21 protein-coding genes are annotated in these 14,270 nt (G+C 56.8%); 20 read left to right on the top strand and 1 reads right to left on the bottom strand.

The genetic code is table 11. The features are described from left to right. The first annotated feature begins 2 nt into the window (after positions 1–2). The 20 genes from rpsQ (at position 3) to bfr (ending at position 11,204) form a co-directional block, all read left to right on the top strand. A complete protein-coding gene (rpsQ, locus tag C4K38_RS28755; protein WP_003194644.1) occupies positions 3–269 on the top strand; it encodes a 30S ribosomal protein S17 in 267 nt (88 codons plus the stop codon). 23 nt (positions 270–292) lie between these two features. Next, on the top strand, positions 293–661 hold the full coding sequence (gene rplN / locus C4K38_RS28750) for a 50S ribosomal protein L14 (RefSeq protein ID WP_002555479.1): 369 nt from the start codon (positions 293–295) through the stop codon (positions 659–661). An 11-nt stretch (positions 662–672) separates the two neighbouring features. After that, a complete protein-coding gene (gene rplX, locus C4K38_RS28745) occupies positions 673–987 on the top strand; it encodes a 50S ribosomal protein L24 (protein WP_003186046.1) in 315 nt (104 codons plus the stop codon). Between the two features lie 20 nt (positions 988–1,007). Next, the gene (rplE, locus tag C4K38_RS28740) at positions 1,008–1,547 is read left to right on the top strand and encodes a 50S ribosomal protein L5 (RefSeq protein ID WP_007924186.1); all 540 of its coding nucleotides are present in this window, start codon (positions 1,008–1,010) and stop codon (positions 1,545–1,547) included. Positions 1,548–1,560: 13 nt separating this feature from the next. Beyond that, positions 1,561–1,866 (top strand): 30S ribosomal protein S14, encoded by a 306-nt coding sequence (gene rpsN / locus C4K38_RS28735; protein WP_003228726.1) that lies wholly within the window; start codon positions 1,561–1,563, stop codon positions 1,864–1,866. 208 nt (positions 1,867–2,074) lie between these two features. Next, the gene (gene rpsH, locus C4K38_RS28730; protein ID WP_003228724.1) at positions 2,075–2,467 is read left to right on the top strand and encodes a 30S ribosomal protein S8; all 393 of its coding nucleotides are present in this window, start codon (positions 2,075–2,077) and stop codon (positions 2,465–2,467) included. Positions 2,468–2,479: 12 nt separating this feature from the next. Then, positions 2,480–3,013, top strand: coding sequence for a 50S ribosomal protein L6 (rplF, locus tag C4K38_RS28725; protein ID WP_007924185.1), 534 nt, complete (start codon positions 2,480–2,482; stop codon positions 3,011–3,013). Between the two features lie 10 nt (positions 3,014–3,023). Further along, positions 3,024–3,374: a 50S ribosomal protein L18 gene (rplR, locus tag C4K38_RS28720; protein ID WP_003186037.1), complete on the top strand. Its 351-nt coding sequence runs from the start codon at positions 3,024–3,026 to the stop codon at positions 3,372–3,374. A 3-nt stretch (positions 3,375–3,377) separates the two neighbouring features. Then, entirely contained in the window at positions 3,378–3,878 is a 501-nt protein-coding gene (gene rpsE, locus C4K38_RS28715; RefSeq protein WP_007924184.1) for a 30S ribosomal protein S5, read from the top strand. A 2-nt stretch (positions 3,879–3,880) separates the two neighbouring features. Next, positions 3,881–4,057, top strand: a complete 177-nt coding sequence (gene rpmD / locus C4K38_RS28710; protein ID WP_003176408.1) for a 50S ribosomal protein L30 — start codon at positions 3,881–3,883, stop codon at positions 4,055–4,057. A gap of 3 nt (positions 4,058–4,060) precedes the next feature. Next, positions 4,061–4,495 carry a 50S ribosomal protein L15 gene (gene rplO / locus C4K38_RS28705; protein ID WP_007924183.1) on the top strand — a complete coding sequence of 145 codons (435 nt, stop codon included), beginning with the start codon at positions 4,061–4,063 and terminating at the stop codon, positions 4,493–4,495. Next, positions 4,496–5,824 carry a preprotein translocase subunit SecY gene (gene secY, locus C4K38_RS28700; RefSeq protein ID WP_007924182.1) on the top strand — a complete coding sequence of 443 codons (1,329 nt, stop codon included), beginning with the start codon at positions 4,496–4,498 and terminating at the stop codon, positions 5,822–5,824. Between the two features lie 24 nt (positions 5,825–5,848). Then, complete coding sequence (rpmJ, locus tag C4K38_RS28695; protein WP_002555468.1) at positions 5,849–5,965, top strand: 50S ribosomal protein L36; 117 nt, start codon at positions 5,849–5,851, stop codon at positions 5,963–5,965. Between the two features lie 130 nt (positions 5,966–6,095). Further along, positions 6,096–6,452, top strand: coding sequence for a 30S ribosomal protein S13 (rpsM, locus tag C4K38_RS28690; protein ID WP_009045849.1), 357 nt, complete (start codon positions 6,096–6,098; stop codon positions 6,450–6,452). 30 nt (positions 6,453–6,482) lie between these two features. Further along, positions 6,483–6,872: a 30S ribosomal protein S11 gene (gene rpsK, locus C4K38_RS28685; RefSeq protein WP_007924177.1), complete on the top strand. Its 390-nt coding sequence runs from the start codon at positions 6,483–6,485 to the stop codon at positions 6,870–6,872. A gap of 18 nt (positions 6,873–6,890) precedes the next feature. After that, entirely contained in the window at positions 6,891–7,511 is a 621-nt protein-coding gene (gene rpsD, locus C4K38_RS28680; protein ID WP_003176404.1) for a 30S ribosomal protein S4, read from the top strand. 22 nt (positions 7,512–7,533) lie between these two features. After that, positions 7,534–8,535, top strand: coding sequence for a DNA-directed RNA polymerase subunit alpha (locus tag C4K38_RS28675; RefSeq protein ID WP_007924176.1), 1,002 nt, complete (start codon positions 7,534–7,536; stop codon positions 8,533–8,535). A gap of 42 nt (positions 8,536–8,577) precedes the next feature. Then, positions 8,578–8,964 carry a 50S ribosomal protein L17 gene (gene rplQ / locus C4K38_RS28670; RefSeq protein WP_007924175.1) on the top strand — a complete coding sequence of 129 codons (387 nt, stop codon included), beginning with the start codon at positions 8,578–8,580 and terminating at the stop codon, positions 8,962–8,964. 171 nt (positions 8,965–9,135) lie between these two features. Further along, the gene (locus C4K38_RS28665) at positions 9,136–10,584 is read left to right on the top strand and encodes a catalase (protein WP_053281129.1); all 1,449 of its coding nucleotides are present in this window, start codon (positions 9,136–9,138) and stop codon (positions 10,582–10,584) included. Between the two features lie 155 nt (positions 10,585–10,739). Further along, positions 10,740–11,204 carry a bacterioferritin gene (gene bfr, locus C4K38_RS28660; protein ID WP_007924173.1) on the top strand — a complete coding sequence of 155 codons (465 nt, stop codon included), beginning with the start codon at positions 10,740–10,742 and terminating at the stop codon, positions 11,202–11,204. Between the two features lie 93 nt (positions 11,205–11,297). Here bfr and uvrA read toward each other — a convergent pair whose 3' ends face one another. Continuing rightward, complete coding sequence (gene uvrA / locus C4K38_RS28655) at positions 11,298–14,132, bottom strand: excinuclease ABC subunit UvrA (protein WP_025807824.1); 2,835 nt, start codon at positions 14,130–14,132, stop codon at positions 11,298–11,300. Positions 14,133–14,270 lie beyond the last annotated feature (138 nt).

Below are 14,270 nucleotides of genomic sequence, written 5' to 3'. Positions count from 1 at the left end.
TCATGGCTGAAGCCGAAAAAACTGTCCGTACGCTGACTGGCCGTGTTGTCAGCGACAAGATGGACAAGACCATCACCGTTCTGATCGAGCGTCGCGTTAAGCACCCTATCTACGGTAAATACGTTAAGCGTTCGACTAAGCTGCACGCGCACGACGAAACCAACCAGTGCCACATCGGCGACAAAGTCACTATTCGTGAAACTCGTCCGATGGCCAAGACCAAGTCTTGGGCTCTGGTTGATGTTCTCGAACGCGCTGTGGAAGTCTAAGGGCTAAGGGTCGGAGAAATTATATGATTCAGACTCAATCCATGCTCGATGTGGCCGATAACAGCGGCGCTCGCCGCGTTATGTGCATCAAGGTGCTGGGTGGCTCCCATCGTCGTTACGCTGGTATCGGTGACATCATCAAAGTTACCGTCAAGGAAGCAATTCCTCGCGGTAAGGTGAAGAAAGGTCAAGTGATGACTGCTGTTGTAGTCCGCACTCGCCATGGCGTCCGTCGTGCTGACGGCTCCATCATCCGCTTTGATGGCAATGCTGCTGTTCTGTTGAACAACAAGCAAGAGCCGATCGGCACCCGTATCTTTGGGCCAGTGACCCGTGAACTTCGTACTGAGAAGTTCATGAAGATCGTCTCGCTCGCCCCAGAAGTGCTGTAAGGAGATCCGACATGCAAAAGATTCGTCGTGACGACGAGATCATCGTGATCGCCGGCAAAGACAAGGGTAAGCGCGGTAAGGTGCTTAAGGTTCTCGCTGACAACCGTCTGGTTGTTGGTGGTCTGAACCTGGTTAAGCGTCATACCAAGCCTAACCCGATGTCGGGCGTACAGGGCGGTATCGTCGAGAAAGAAGCGCCACTGCACGCTTCCAACGTCGCCATTTTCAACGGCGAAACCAACAAGGCTGACCGCGTTGGTTTCAAAGTAGAAGACGGCAAAAAAATTCGTGTCTTCAAGTCGACCCAAAAAGCGGTTGATGCTTGAACACTGCTAGGTAGAAGACCATGGCACGACTACAAGAGATTTACCGGAAGGAAATCGCTCCGAAACTTAAGGATGAACTTAAGCTTTCGAACGTGATGGAAGTTCCGCGCGTTACCAAAATCACCCTGAACATGGGTCTGGGCGAAGCGATCGGCGACAAAAAAGTCATCGAGCACGCTGTTGCTGACCTGGAAAAGATCACCGGCCAGAAAGTCGTTGTGACCTACGCTCGGAAATCCATCGCTGGCTTCAAAGTCCGTGAAGGTTGGCCGATCGGCGTCAAAGTGACCCTGCGCCGTGAGCGTATGTACGAATTCCTGGATCGTCTGCTGTCGATCTCCCTGCCTCGGGTTCGCGACTTCCGCGGCCTGAATGCCAAGTCCTTCGATGGTCGTGGCAACTACAGCATGGGCGTGAAAGAGCAGATCATCTTCCCGGAAATCGACTACGACAAGATCGATGCTCTCCGCGGTCTGGACATTACCCTGACCACCACTGCCAAGAACGATGATGAAGGCCGCGCTCTGCTGCGTGCTTTCAAATTCCCGTTCCGCAACTGATTGGAGTAGGAAAATGGCCAAGAAGAGCATGAAAAACCGTGAGCTGAAGCGTCAGCTCACCGTTGCCAAGTACGCCACCAAGCGTGCAGCGCTGAAAGCTATCATCGTCGATCTGAACGCAAGTCCAGAAGCGCGTTGGGAAGCTACCGTAGCTCTGCAGAAGCAGCCACGTGACGCAAGCGCTTCGCGCATGCGTAACCGCTGCCGCCTGACTGGTCGTCCGCACGGCGTTTACCGCAAGTTCGGCCTCGGCCGTAACAAGCTGCGTGAAGCTGCAATGCGTGGTGACGTACCAGGTCTGGTTAAAGCCAGCTGGTAATAGCTATCAAAGTCGCGGTGTTCGGGGTCGCAAGATCCTGACCACCGGTGGCATTGAACATGAATCAAGCCCCTTTTGGGGCTTGATTCATTTCTGGGGTGTGTCTAGAATGACCGGCTCGCCTGAGCCCGTGTTTTTTGCCCGGAATTTCTCGGCGACAAGCTGTAGCCGCAAGGCTCATTTTTTTTGTATCAGGAGCGTCTAGCCCATGAGTATGCAGGACCCGTTAGCGGACATGCTAACTCGAATCCGTAATGCCCAGATGGCTGAAAAGTCCGTCGTAAGCATGCCGTCTTCCACGCTGAAGGTGGCTGTAGCAAAAGTCCTGAAGGACGAAGGTTACATCGCGGGTTATCAGATCAGCAGCGAAACCAAGCCACTGCTGTCCATCGAGCTGAAATACTTCGAAGGCCGTCCGGTCATCGAGGAAGTGAAGCGCGTTAGCCGTCCAGGCCTGCGTCAGTACAAGTCCGTTGAAGATCTGCCGAAAGTTCGTGGCGGTCTCGGCGTGTCTATCGTCTCCACCAACAAAGGTGTGATGACTGATCGTGCTGCGCGCGCTGCCGGTGTCGGCGGCGAAGTTCTTTGCACTGTGTTCTAAGGGGGGATAAGCATGTCTCGCGTCGCTAAGAACCCCGTTAAGCTGCCAGCTGGTGTTGAAGTTAAATTCGCCGGCCAACAGCTTTCGGTGAAGGGTGCCAAGGGCACTCTCGAACTGAACGTACACTCGTCCGTTGAAATTGTTCAGGAAGCTGGTGAGCTGCGTTTCGCTGCTCGCAATGGCGACCAACAAACTCGCGCAATGGCCGGTACCACTCGTGCGTTGGTAAACAACATGGTCCAAGGCGTAAGCCAAGGCTTCGAGCGCAAGCTCCAGCTGGTCGGTGTTGGTTACAAAGCGCAAGCAAAAGGCACAGTGCTGAACCTGGCCCTTGGCTTCTCGCATCCAGTGGACTACGAGCTGCCGGAAGGCATCACCGCTGAGACTCCTAGCCAGACCGATATCCTGATCAAGGGCATCGACAAGCAGCTGGTAGGTCAAGTGGCCGCTGAGATCCGCGACTTCCGTCCACCAGAGCCTTACAAAGGCAAAGGTGTGCGCTACGCGGACGAAGTCGTCCGTCGTAAAGAAGCCAAGAAGAAGTAGGGCATAGCAAATGACCGACAAAAAAGTTACTCGACTGCGTCGCGCTCGCAAAGCACGCCTGAAAATGCACGAACTCGAAGTCGTGCGTCTCTGCGTGTTCCGCTCTTCGCAGCACATCTACGCCCAGGTCATTTCGGCCGACGGCAACAAAGTCCTGGCAAGCGCCTCGACTTTGGATAAAGAACTGCGTGATGGCGCCACTGGCAACATCGACGCGGCCACTAAGGTTGGCCAGCTGGTCGCTACGCGTGCAAAAGCCGCTGGCGTCTCGCAGGTGGCTTTCGACCGCTCTGGCTTCAAGTACCACGGCCGCGTCAAGGCGCTGGCTGATGCTGCTCGTGAAGCTGGGCTGGAGTTCTAAGTTATGTCAAATAACGACCAAAAGCGCGACGAAGGCTACATCGAGAAGCTGGTTCAAGTTAACCGCGTAGCCAAAACCGTAAAAGGCGGCCGTATCTTCACTTTCACCGCGTTGACCGTGGTTGGTGATGGTAAAGGTCGCGTTGGCTTCGGCCGTGGCAAGTCGCGTGAAGTGCCTGCTGCGATCCAGAAGGCAATGGAAGCTGCTCGCCGCAACATGATCCAAGTTGATCTGAACGGCACCACTCTGCAGTACGCAATGAAGTCCGCTCACGGCGCTTCGAAGGTGTACATGCAGCCTGCTTCTGAAGGTACCGGTATCATCGCTGGCGGCGCTATGCGTGCTGTCCTCGAAGTTGCTGGCGTTCAGAACGTTCTGGCCAAGTGCTACGGCTCGACTAACCCAGTAAACGTGGTTCACGCCACTTTCAAGGGTTTGAAAGCAATGCAGTCCCCTGAATCCATTGCCGCCAAGCGTGGCAAAAGCGTCCAGGAGATCATCTGATCATGGCTACCGTTAAAGTAACGCTGATCAAAAGCATGACCGGCCGTATCCCTAACCACAAACTGTGCGTTAAGGGTCTGGGTCTGCGTCGCATCGGTCACACTGTAGAAGTCCAGGATACTCCCGAGAACCGCGGGATGATCAACAAGGCTTACTACATGCTGCGTGTCGAGGGTTAATCGATGAAACTCAATGATCTGAGTCCAGCGCCGGGTTCCCGTCGCGAAAAGCATCGTCCGGGCCGTGGTATCGGTAGTGGTTTGGGTAAGACTGGTGGCCGTGGTCACAAAGGTCAGACTTCCCGCTCCGGTGGCACCATTGCTCCAGGCTTTGAAGGCGGTCAACAGCCGCTGCATCGTCGCCTGCCGAAGTTCGGTTTCGTATCCCTGAAAGCCATGGATCGCGCAGAAGTGCGTCTGTCCGAGCTGGCTAAAGTGGAAGGCGATATCGTTACCGTGCAGTCCCTGAAAGATGCCAACGTGATTAACCAGAACGTACAGCGTGTGAAAATCATGCTGTCCGGCGAAGTTACTCGCGCTGTGACTATCAAGGGCATCGCAGCCACCAAAGGTGCGCGTGCGGCTATCGAAGCAGCTGGCGGCAAGTTCGAGGAATAAATGGCTAAGCAAGGTGCTCTCTCTGCGCTCGGCAAAGGCGGTATGTCTGAACTCTGGGCACGTCTGCGTTTTCTGTTCCTGGCGATTATCGTCTACCGAATAGGCGCACACATCCCGGTTCCAGGTATCAACCCTGACCGACTCGCAGACCTGTTTCGACAGAATGAGGGGACCATTCTTAGCTTGTTCAACATGTTTTCCGGCGGTGCGCTGGAGCGGATGAGCATCTTTGCACTGGGGATCATGCCGTACATCTCGGCATCGATCATCATGCAACTGATGACCGCCGTCAGCCCGCAGCTGGAGCAGTTGAAGAAGGAAGGTGAAGCTGGCCGTCGCAAGATCAGCCAGTACACCCGCTACGGCACTGTCGTCCTAGCTCTTGTTCAGGCCATCGGCATGTCCGTTGGCCTGGCAGGGCAGGGCGTTGCGTTCACTGGTGACTTTGGCTTCCATTTCGTCGCGGTATCCACTTTTGTGGCTGGTGCGATGTTCATGATGTGGCTGGGTGAGCAGATTACTGAGCGTGGTGTTGGCAACGGTATCTCGATGTTGATTTTCGCAGGTATCGTCGCCGGTCTTCCGAGAGCGATCGGGCAGTCTTTCGAGTCTGCGCGTCAGGGTGATATCAACATTTTTGCCCTGGTTGCCATCGGTTTGCTGGCAGTAGCGATTATCGGTTTTGTGGTGTTCATTGAGCGTGGTCAGCGGCGTATTGCTGTTCACTATGCCAAGCGTCAGCAGGGCCGCAAGGTGTTTGCTGCGCAGACTAGCCACTTGCCGCTGAAAGTGAATATGGCAGGCGTTATTCCTGCTATTTTCGCGAGCAGCATTTTGCTGTTCCCGGCTTCGTTGGGTGCCTGGTTCGGTCAGTCTGAAGGTATGGGCTGGTTGCAGGACATCTCGCAGTCGATCGCTCCTGGTCAGCCGTTGAATATTCTGCTGTTTAGTGCAGGGATTATTTTCTTCTGCTTCTTCTATACGGCGTTGATGTTCAATCCGAAAGACGTAGCGGAAAACCTGAAGAAGTCCGGTGCCTTTATTCCGGGCATCCGTCCAGGTGAGCAGTCTGCGCGCTACATTGATGGCGTTCTGACCCGCTTGACCATGTTCGGTGCTCTATATATGACGGCCGTCTGCCTGTTGCCCCAGTTCCTGGTGGTTGCAGCAAACGTTCCGTTCTACCTTGGCGGGACCTCGTTGCTGATCGTGGTCGTGGTTGTTATGGACTTTATGTCGCAAGTACAATCGCACCTCGTTTCGCACCAGTACGAATCCCTGATGAAGAAAGCCAACCTGAAGGGTTACGGCAGCGGCATGCTGCGCTGACCCATAAGGTTCGAGGAGTTGGTGATGAAAGTTCGTGCATCGGTGAAAAAGCTGTGCCGTAACTGCAAGATTATTCGCCGCGAAGGTGTTGTTCGAGTAATTTGCAGCGCGGAACCGCGTCACAAACAGCGCCAAGGCTGAGTGTGATTGTGCTTCAAGCCCAGCAGCTAGTGCGCTGCTGGGTTGATTATTTGTTATTACAGCGATATTATCTCGCGCCCTATTTCTTGGCTTCCGGGGCGTAGGTAGCTGTCAATTGGAGTCCCACTGAATGGCCCGTATTGCAGGCGTTAACATTCCAGATAACAAGCATACTGTTATCTCGCTGACCTACATCTATGGTGTTGGTCGCACGACTGCGCAGAAAATCTGTGCAGAGACTGGGGTCAACCCAGCCGCAAAGATCAAGGATCTGAGCGACGAGCAAATTGAACAGCTGCGTGGCGAAGTGGCGAAGTTCACCACTGAAGGTGACCTGCGTCGCGAAATCAACATGAAAATCAAACGCTTGATGGATCTGGGCTGCTACCGCGGTCTGCGCCATCGTCGTGGTCTGCCAGTACGCGGTCAGCGTACCAAGACCAACGCGCGTACTCGCAAAGGTCCGCGTAAGCCGATCCGCAAGTAATCGCACCAGCGAATCGACAGGAATTTAGTCATGGCAAAACCTGCTGCTCGTCCTCGTAAAAAGATTAAAAAGACAGTGGTTGATGGCATCGCCCACATCCACGCGTCTTTCAACAACACCATCGTGACCATCACCGACCGTCAAGGTAACGCTCTTTCCTGGGCAACCTCCGGTGGTTCGGGTTTCCGCGGTTCCCGCAAGTCCACCCCGTTCGCTGCTCAAGTAGCTGCTGAGCGTGCTGGTCAAGCTGCGCTGGAATATGGCCTGAAAAACCTCGACGTTAACGTCAAGGGCCCAGGTCCAGGTCGTGAATCCGCAGTCCGCGCTTTGAACGGCTGTGGCTACAAGATCGCCAGCATCACCGACGTGACGCCAATCCCGCATAACGGGTGCCGTCCGCCGAAGAAGCGCCGCGTGTAATCCAGGAGATTGTAAAGAATGGCTCGTTACATTGGTCCAAAATGCAAACTGGCTCGTCGCGAAGGCACCGATCTCTTCCTGAAGAGCGGCGTGCGCGCTATCGAATCCAAGTGCAACATCGAAGCAGCACCTGGTATCCACGGCCAGCGCCGCGGTCGCCAGTCCGACTACGGCACCCAACTGCGTGAAAAGCAGAAGGTCCGTCGTATCTACGGCGTTCTCGAGCGTCAATTCAGCGGCTACTACAAAGAAGCTGCTGGCAAGAAAGGTGCAACCGGTGAAAACCTGCTGCAACTGCTCGAATGCCGTCTGGACAACGTTGTATACCGTATGGGCTTCGGTTCGACTCGTGCCGAATCCCGTCAGCTGGTATCGCACAAGTCGATCAGCGTAAACGGTCAGACCGTTAACGTTCCGTCCTACCAGGTTCGTGCTGGTGACGTGGTTGCTGTTCGCGAGAAAGCAAAAAACCAACTTCGCATTGTCCAAGCTCTCGATCTGTGTGCCCAACGTGGCCGCGTAGAATGGGTAGAAGTAGACACTGAGAAGAAGTCGGGCGTTTTCAAGAACGTTCCAGCTCGCAGTGATCTGTCCGCCGACATCAACGAAAGCCTGATTGTCGAGCTCTACTCCAAGTAAGGGCTAGAAAATAGGTGCATCCATGCAGATTTCGGTAAATGAGTTCCTGACACCCCGCCATATTGATGTGCAGGTTGTCAGTCCAACCCGCGCCAAGATCACCCTCGAGCCTCTCGAGCGTGGTTTTGGCCACACCCTGGGCAACGCGCTGCGCCGCATCCTGTTGTCCTCAATGCCCGGCTGTGCAGTAGTCGAGGCCGAGATTGACGGTGTGCTCCACGAGTACAGCGCCATCGAAGGTGTACAGGAAGACGTAATTGAAATCCTGTTGAACCTTAAAGGTCTGGCTATCAAGCTGCACGGCCGTGACGAAGTTACGCTGACCTTGTCGAAGAAGGGTTCGGGGGTGGTTACCGCTGCCGATATTCAGCTGGATCATGATGTCGAGATCGTTAACCCCGATCACGTAATCGCTAACCTGGCGTCTAACGGCGCCCTGAACATGAAGCTCGTAGTAGCTCGTGGTCGTGGTTATGAACCGGCAGACTCGCGTCAGAGCGATGAAGACGAAAGCCGCAGCATCGGTCGCTTGCAGCTTGACTCTTCGTTCAGCCCGGTTCGCCGCATCGCATACGTGGTGGAAAACGCCCGTGTCGAGCAGCGTACCAACCTGGACAAGCTGGTTATTGATCTGGAAACCAACGGTACTCTGGATCCTGAAGAGGCTATCCGCCGTGCTGCAACCATCCTGCAACAGCAGTTGGCTGCGTTCGTCGACCTCAAAGGTGACAGTGAGCCAGTGGTAATCGAGCAGGAAGACGAGATCGATCCGATCCTGCTTCGCCCGGTTGACGATCTGGAACTGACTGTACGTTCGGCTAACTGCCTTAAGGCGGAAAACATTTACTACATCGGCGACCTGATTCAGCGTACCGAAGTAGAACTGTTGAAGACTCCGAACCTTGGCAAGAAATCCTTGACCGAAATCAAGGACGTTCTGGCCTCCCGCGGTCTGTCCCTCGGCATGCGCCTCGACAACTGGCCGCCTGCAAGTCTTAAGAAGGACGACAAGGCGACTGCCTGATCGTCGTAATCACCGAACGTTGTGTTTGGTAAGGAATGAACCATGCGTCATCGTAAAAGTGGTCGTCACCTGAGCCGCACCAGCTCGCACCGCAAGGCCATGTTCCAAAACATGGCGGTGTCGCTGTTCGAGCACGAGCTGATCAAAACTACACTGCCGAAAGCTAAAGAACTGCGCCGCGTTGCTGAGCCGCTGATCACTTTGGCCAAGACAGACAGCCTGGCTAACCGCCGTCTGGCTTTCGACCGTACTCGTTCGAAAGCTATCGTTGGCAAGCTCTTCAACGACCTGGGCAAGCGTTACGCTACCCGTGAGGGTGGCTACCTGCGCATCCTCAAGTGCGGTTTCCGCGCTGGCGACAACGCGCCTATGGCGTACGTCGAGTTGGTTGATCGTGCTGTCGGCGGTGAAGCTGTATCCGCTGAGTAAGACGTCAAAAACAAAGGACCGGGCCTAGTGCCCGGTTTTTTGTGTTTGCTGTATTAGAAAAAATCTATCGATAGTAATCATTTAATGAATTTGATGCTGTCATCTTGATGGTCGATACTCCTCGTCAGCCGATTAGCCGGCAGTTCCAAGACTGACAGAGGAAGATTGAGCATGAGCCAAAACAAAACGCTTACCACCGCAAGTGGCGCTCCAGTCGCCGATAACCAGAATTCCCGTTCTGCTGGCCCTCGTGGCCCGCTGCTGCTCGATGATTTTCATCTGATCGAGAAGCTGGCCCACTTCAACCGTGAAAACATTCCTGAGCGTCGTGTGCACGCCAAGGGCTCGGGTGCTTACGGTACTTTTACCGTGACCCGGGACATCACCGAATACACCAGCGCCAAGCTTTTCGAGTCCGTGGGTAAGCAAACCCCTACCTTCCTGCGTTTCTCCACCGTAGGTGGCGAGCGTGGTTCGGCTGATACCGAGCGCGACCCGCGTGGCTTTGCCCTGAAGTTCTATACCGAAGAAGGTAACTGGGACATCGTCGGCAACAACACGCCTGTGTTCTTCATTCGCGATCCACTGAAGTTTCCCGACTTTATCCACACCCAGAAACGTCTGCCGCAGAGCAACCTGAAGAGCGGCCAGGCAATGTGGGATTTCTGGTCGCACTCGCCCGAGGCGCTGCACCAGGTCACCATCCTGTTCTCGGATCGCGGGATTCCAGACGGCTATCGTCATATGCACGGCTTCGGTAGCCACACCTACAGCCTGATCAACACCAAGGGCGAGCGGCACTGGGTGAAATGGCACTACAAGACCAAGCAGGGCATCAAGAACCTGGCGCCGGCCGAGGCTGCCCGCCTGGCGGGTACCGATCCGGATTACGCTCAGCGTGACCTGTTCAACGCGATCGAACGCGGCGACTTCCCGAAATGGAGCGTGTGCATTCAGATCATGACCGAAGCCGAGGCGGCCGCTCACTACGAGAACCCGTTCGACGTCACCAAGACCTGGTCGCAGAAAGAGTTTCCTCTGATCGAAGTCGGTGAGCTGGAGTTGAACCGCAACCCGCTGAACTACTTCGCGGAAGTCGAGCAGGCTGCCTTTGGTCCTAGCAACATGGTTCCAGGCGTTGGCCTGTCGCCGGACCGCATGCTGCAAGGCCGCGTATTCGCTTACGCTGACGCTCATCGCTATCGCGTCGGTACCAACCATCAGCAACTGCCGGTCAACGCCCCACGCAGCCCGGTGCACAGCTACCAGCGTGATGGCTCCATGGCCTTTGGCAGCAATGGTGGTGCGGCACCGAACTACGAGCCGAACAGCTACGCCGATGCGCCTAAGCAGGCTCCTCGCTACGCGGAGCCCGCCCTGGCCCTCAGCGGTGCGGCGGATCGTTACGATCACCGTGAGGACACCGACTACTACAGCCATGCAGGCGCCCTGTTCCGCCTGATGAACGATCAGCAGCAAGCTCTGTTGATCAGCAACATCGCCGGCGCAATGGCGGGTGTCAGCTCGGATGTGGTTCAGCGTCAGCTGCAGCATTTCTTCAAGGCCGACCCGGCTTATGGAGAGGGCATCGCAAAGGCGTTGGGCGTACAGCTTAACTAAGTCTAAACGAGAAGCAGAACCGCCCTCATTTGGGCGGTTTTTGCGTTTTTTCGGCTACTTTTCTCTGAAAATCTTCACTTTGTTAGCGTTTTTACAGTGACCTGCAAGTCAGCTTGGTTCAAAATACAGACTTTCAAGCAGGGAGATGTAGGGCGATGCAAGGTCACCCGGACGTAATCGATTACCTCAACACGTTGCTGACGGGCGAACTGGCGGCGCGTGACCAATATTTCATCCACTCGCGTATGTATGAAGACTGGGGCTTCAGCAAGCTCTACGAGCGCATCAATCACGAGATGGAAGAAGAGACTCAACACGCTGACGCATTGATGCGTCGCATCCTGATGCTCGAGGGCACGCCACGCATGCGCCCTGACGATCTGGATATCGGCACCACCGTGCCGGACATGTTCGCCGCCGACCTGCGCCTGGAGTACAAGGTCCGCGCCGCGCTGTGCAAGGGCATCGAACTGTGCGAGAAGCACAAGGACTATGTCAGCCGCGACATCTTGCGTGTGCAGTTGGCCGATACCGAAGAAGACCATACCTACTGGCTGGAAAAGCAGTTGGGCCTGATCAAGTCGATCGGTCTGGAAAACTACCTGCAGTCGCAGTTCTGATGCGTTAGTCATTCCCGGCAGCCAACTGTAGGGTTCTGACAGACACAAAAAAGCCCCTGCCATTTCACAATGGCAGGGGCTTTTTCATTGGGCTCAGGCCCGGTCGCGGGTCAGCAGTGGCTTGAGGTAGTAACCGGTGTGGGATTGCGGCATTTCCGCCAATTGCTCCGGTGTACCCACGGCAATGATCTGTCCGCCCTTGGAGCCGCCTTCCGGCCCCAGGTCCACCAGCCAGTCGGCGGTCTTGATCACGTCCAGATTGTGCTCGATCACCACCACGGTGTTGCCGTGGTCACGCAGGCGATGCAGAACGTCCAGCAACTGCTGGATATCGGCGAAGTGCAGACCGGTGGTCGGTTCGTCGAGGATGTAGAGGGTCTTGCCGGTGTCGCGCTTGGACAGCTCGCGAGACAGCTTGACCCGCTGCGCTTCACCGCCGGACAAGGTCGTCGCCGACTGCCCCAGCTTGATATAGGACAGCCCCACGTCCATCAGCGTCTGCAGCTTGCGCGCCAGCGCCGGCACCGGGTCGAAGAACTCCCGCGCTTCCTCGATGGTCATTTCCAGGACCTCGTGGATGCTCTTGCCCTTGTATTTGATCTCAAGGGTTTCGCGGTTGTAGCGCTTGCTCTTGCACACATCGCACGGCACGTAGATGTCCGGCAGGAAGTGCATTTCCACCTTGATCAGGCCGTCGCCCTGGCAGGCTTCGCAGCGCCCACCCTTGACGTTGAAGGAGAAGCGGCCCGGGCCGTAGCCGCGCGAGCGCGATTCGGGAACCCCGGCAAACAGTTCGCGGATCGGCGTGAACAGCCCGGTGTAGGTCGCGGGGTTGGAGCGCGGTGTGCGGCCGATCGGGCTCTGATCGATATCCACCACCTTGTCCAGGTGCTGCAGGCCGTTGATGCTGTCGTGCGTGGCGGCTTCCAGCGTGGTCGCGCCGTTCAGGGCCGTGGCGCTGAGGGGGAACAGGGTGTTGTTGATCAGGGTCGACTTGCCCGAGCCGGAGACACCGGTCACGCAGGTCAGCAGGCCGATCGGAATCTCCAGGTCGACGTTGCGCAAGTTGTTGCCGCGGGCCCCTTTGAGGGACAGCGAAAGCTTCTTGTTGCGCGGCGTACGCTTGGCCGGCACGGCGATCTTCACCCGCCCGGAGAGGTACTTGCCGGTCAGCGAGTCGGGATGGGACATCACCTCGTCGGGTGTACCTTCGGCGACGATCTGCCCGCCATGCACACCGGCGCCAGGACCGATGTCCACCACATAGTCGGCCAGGCGAATGGCGTCCTCGTCGTGTTCAACCACGATCACTGTGTTGCCGATATCCCGCAGGTGTTTCAGGGTGCCCAGCAGGCGGTCGTTGTCGCGCTGGTGCAGGCCGATAGAGGGTTCGTCGAGGATATACATCACCCCCACCAGGCCGGCGCCGATCTGGCTGGCCAGGCGAATCCGCTGGGCCTCGCCGCCGGACAGGGTGTCGGCGCTGCGATCCAGGGTCAGGTAATCCAGGCCGACGTTGACCAGGAACTGCAGGCGCTCGCGGATCTCCTTGAGGATCTTGTCGGCGATCTCGCCACGCCGTCCGGTCAGCGACAAGGTACCGAAGTAATCGGTGGCATCGCCGATCGGCAGGCTGGTGACGGCCGGCAGGGTCTTCTCGCCGACCCACACATGGCGCGCTTCGCGACGCAGGCGGGTGCCGCGGCAGTCCGGGCACGGCTGGGTGCTGAGGAACTTGGCCAGTTCCTCGCGCACGGTGGCTGACTCGGTCTCGCGGTAGCGACGTTCCAGGTTTGGCACTATGCCTTCGAACGGGTGCGAGCGCTTGACGATATCGCCACGATCGTTGAGGTACTTGAAGTCGACGTTCTGTGTGCCGCTGCCGTTGAGGATGACCTTCTGCTGGTCGGCCGGCAGCTGGTTGAACGGCACTTCCAGGCTGAAGCCGTAATGGGATGCCAGCGAGCCGAGCATCTGGAAGTAATAGACGTTGCGCCTGTCCCAGCCGCGAATCGCCCCTTCGGCCAGGGTCAGCTCGCCATTGACCAGGCGCTTGATGTCGAAGAACTGCTTGACCCCCAGGCCGTCGCAGGTCGGGCAGGCACCGGCCGGGTTGTTGAAGGAGAACAGCTTGGGTTCCAGTTCGCTGATGGCGTGGCCACAGATCGGGCAGGCGAAGCGCGCGGAGAAGATGATTTCTTCGCCGGGTTCGTCGTCCATCGGCGCCACCAGGGCAATACCGTCGGCCAGCTTCAGCGCGGTCTCGAACGACTCGGCCAGACGCTGCTGCAGGTCGGCGCGGACCTTGAAGCGGTCGACCACCACATCGATCGAGTGCTTCTTCTGTTTATCCAGCTTCGGCAACTCATCCAGCTCGTAGAGCTTGCCGTTGACCCGGGCGCGGACGAAGCCCTGGGCGCGCAGTTCCTCGAAGACTGACAGGTGCTCACCCTTGCGCTCGCGAATCACCGGCGCCAGCAGCATCAGCTTGCTGCCTTCCGGCTGGGCCAGCACCAGGTCGACCATCTGGCTGACGGTCTGGGCTTCCAGCGGGATGTCGTGATCCGGGCAGCGTGGCGTACCCACGCGTGCATACAGCAGGCGCAGGTAGTCGTAGATCTCGGTGATGGTGCCCACGGTGGAGCGCGGGTTGTGCGAGGTGGATTTCTGCTCGATGGAAATCGCCGGCGACAAACCTTCGATGGTGTCGACGTCGGGTTTTTCCATCATCGACAGGAATTGCCGGGCATAGGCCGACAGCGACTCGACATAACGGCGCTGGCCTTCGGCGTACAGCGTGTCGAACGCCAGAGACGATTTGCCGGATCCGGACAAGCCGGTGATGACGATCAGTTTGTCCCGTGGCAGGGTCAGGTCGATGTTCTTCAGGTTGTGGGTTCGGGCCCCACGAATCAGGATCTTGTCCAAAGTGGCCTCGCTCGGCGGGCGTCGAAAACATAGGAGTATAAGGGCAAATACTGGATGGATGCACACTATCAAATGAGGTCTGTGCAGTCGTAGATGAAACCTGCGCGGCAAAGCGTCGCCATATACCCCGTCAATCGA

The organism is Pseudomonas chlororaphis subsp. piscium, assembly GCF_003850345.1.
Lineage (GTDB): Bacteria > Pseudomonadota > Gammaproteobacteria > Pseudomonadales > Pseudomonadaceae > Aquipseudomonas > Aquipseudomonas piscium.
The sequence above is the reverse complement of the archived record's forward strand: the minus strand, read 5'-3'. Positions and strand labels throughout refer to the sequence as shown.

Excerpts from the sequence above, each read along its gene's own strand:
- rpsQ (WP_003194644.1), top strand. The coding sequence starts at position 3 with ATGGCTGAAGCCGAAAAAACTGTCCGTACGCTGACTGGCCGTGTTGTC.
- rplN (WP_002555479.1), top strand. The coding sequence starts at position 293 with ATGATTCAGACTCAATCCATGCTCGATGTGGCCGATAACAGCGGCGCT.
- rplX (WP_003186046.1), top strand. The coding sequence starts at position 673 with ATGCAAAAGATTCGTCGTGACGACGAGATCATCGTGATCGCCGGCAAA.
- rplE (WP_007924186.1), top strand. The coding sequence starts at position 1,008 with ATGGCACGACTACAAGAGATTTACCGGAAGGAAATCGCTCCGAAACTT.
- rpsN (WP_003228726.1), top strand. The coding sequence starts at position 1,561 with ATGGCCAAGAAGAGCATGAAAAACCGTGAGCTGAAGCGTCAGCTCACC.
- rpsH (WP_003228724.1), top strand. The coding sequence starts at position 2,075 with ATGAGTATGCAGGACCCGTTAGCGGACATGCTAACTCGAATCCGTAAT.
- rplF (WP_007924185.1), top strand. The coding sequence starts at position 2,480 with ATGTCTCGCGTCGCTAAGAACCCCGTTAAGCTGCCAGCTGGTGTTGAA.
- rplR (WP_003186037.1), top strand. The coding sequence starts at position 3,024 with ATGACCGACAAAAAAGTTACTCGACTGCGTCGCGCTCGCAAAGCACGC.
- rpsE (WP_007924184.1), top strand. The coding sequence starts at position 3,378 with ATGTCAAATAACGACCAAAAGCGCGACGAAGGCTACATCGAGAAGCTG.
- rpmD (WP_003176408.1), top strand. The coding sequence starts at position 3,881 with ATGGCTACCGTTAAAGTAACGCTGATCAAAAGCATGACCGGCCGTATC.
- rplO (WP_007924183.1), top strand. The coding sequence starts at position 4,061 with ATGAAACTCAATGATCTGAGTCCAGCGCCGGGTTCCCGTCGCGAAAAG.
- secY (WP_007924182.1), top strand. The coding sequence starts at position 4,496 with ATGGCTAAGCAAGGTGCTCTCTCTGCGCTCGGCAAAGGCGGTATGTCT.
- rpmJ (WP_002555468.1), top strand. The coding sequence starts at position 5,849 with ATGAAAGTTCGTGCATCGGTGAAAAAGCTGTGCCGTAACTGCAAGATT.
- rpsM (WP_009045849.1), top strand. The coding sequence starts at position 6,096 with ATGGCCCGTATTGCAGGCGTTAACATTCCAGATAACAAGCATACTGTT.
- rpsK (WP_007924177.1), top strand. The coding sequence starts at position 6,483 with ATGGCAAAACCTGCTGCTCGTCCTCGTAAAAAGATTAAAAAGACAGTG.
- rpsD (WP_003176404.1), top strand. The coding sequence starts at position 6,891 with ATGGCTCGTTACATTGGTCCAAAATGCAAACTGGCTCGTCGCGAAGGC.
- C4K38_RS28675 (WP_007924176.1), top strand. The coding sequence starts at position 7,534 with ATGCAGATTTCGGTAAATGAGTTCCTGACACCCCGCCATATTGATGTG.
- rplQ (WP_007924175.1), top strand. The coding sequence starts at position 8,578 with ATGCGTCATCGTAAAAGTGGTCGTCACCTGAGCCGCACCAGCTCGCAC.
- C4K38_RS28665 (WP_053281129.1), top strand. The coding sequence starts at position 9,136 with ATGAGCCAAAACAAAACGCTTACCACCGCAAGTGGCGCTCCAGTCGCC.
- bfr (WP_007924173.1), top strand. The coding sequence starts at position 10,740 with ATGCAAGGTCACCCGGACGTAATCGATTACCTCAACACGTTGCTGACG.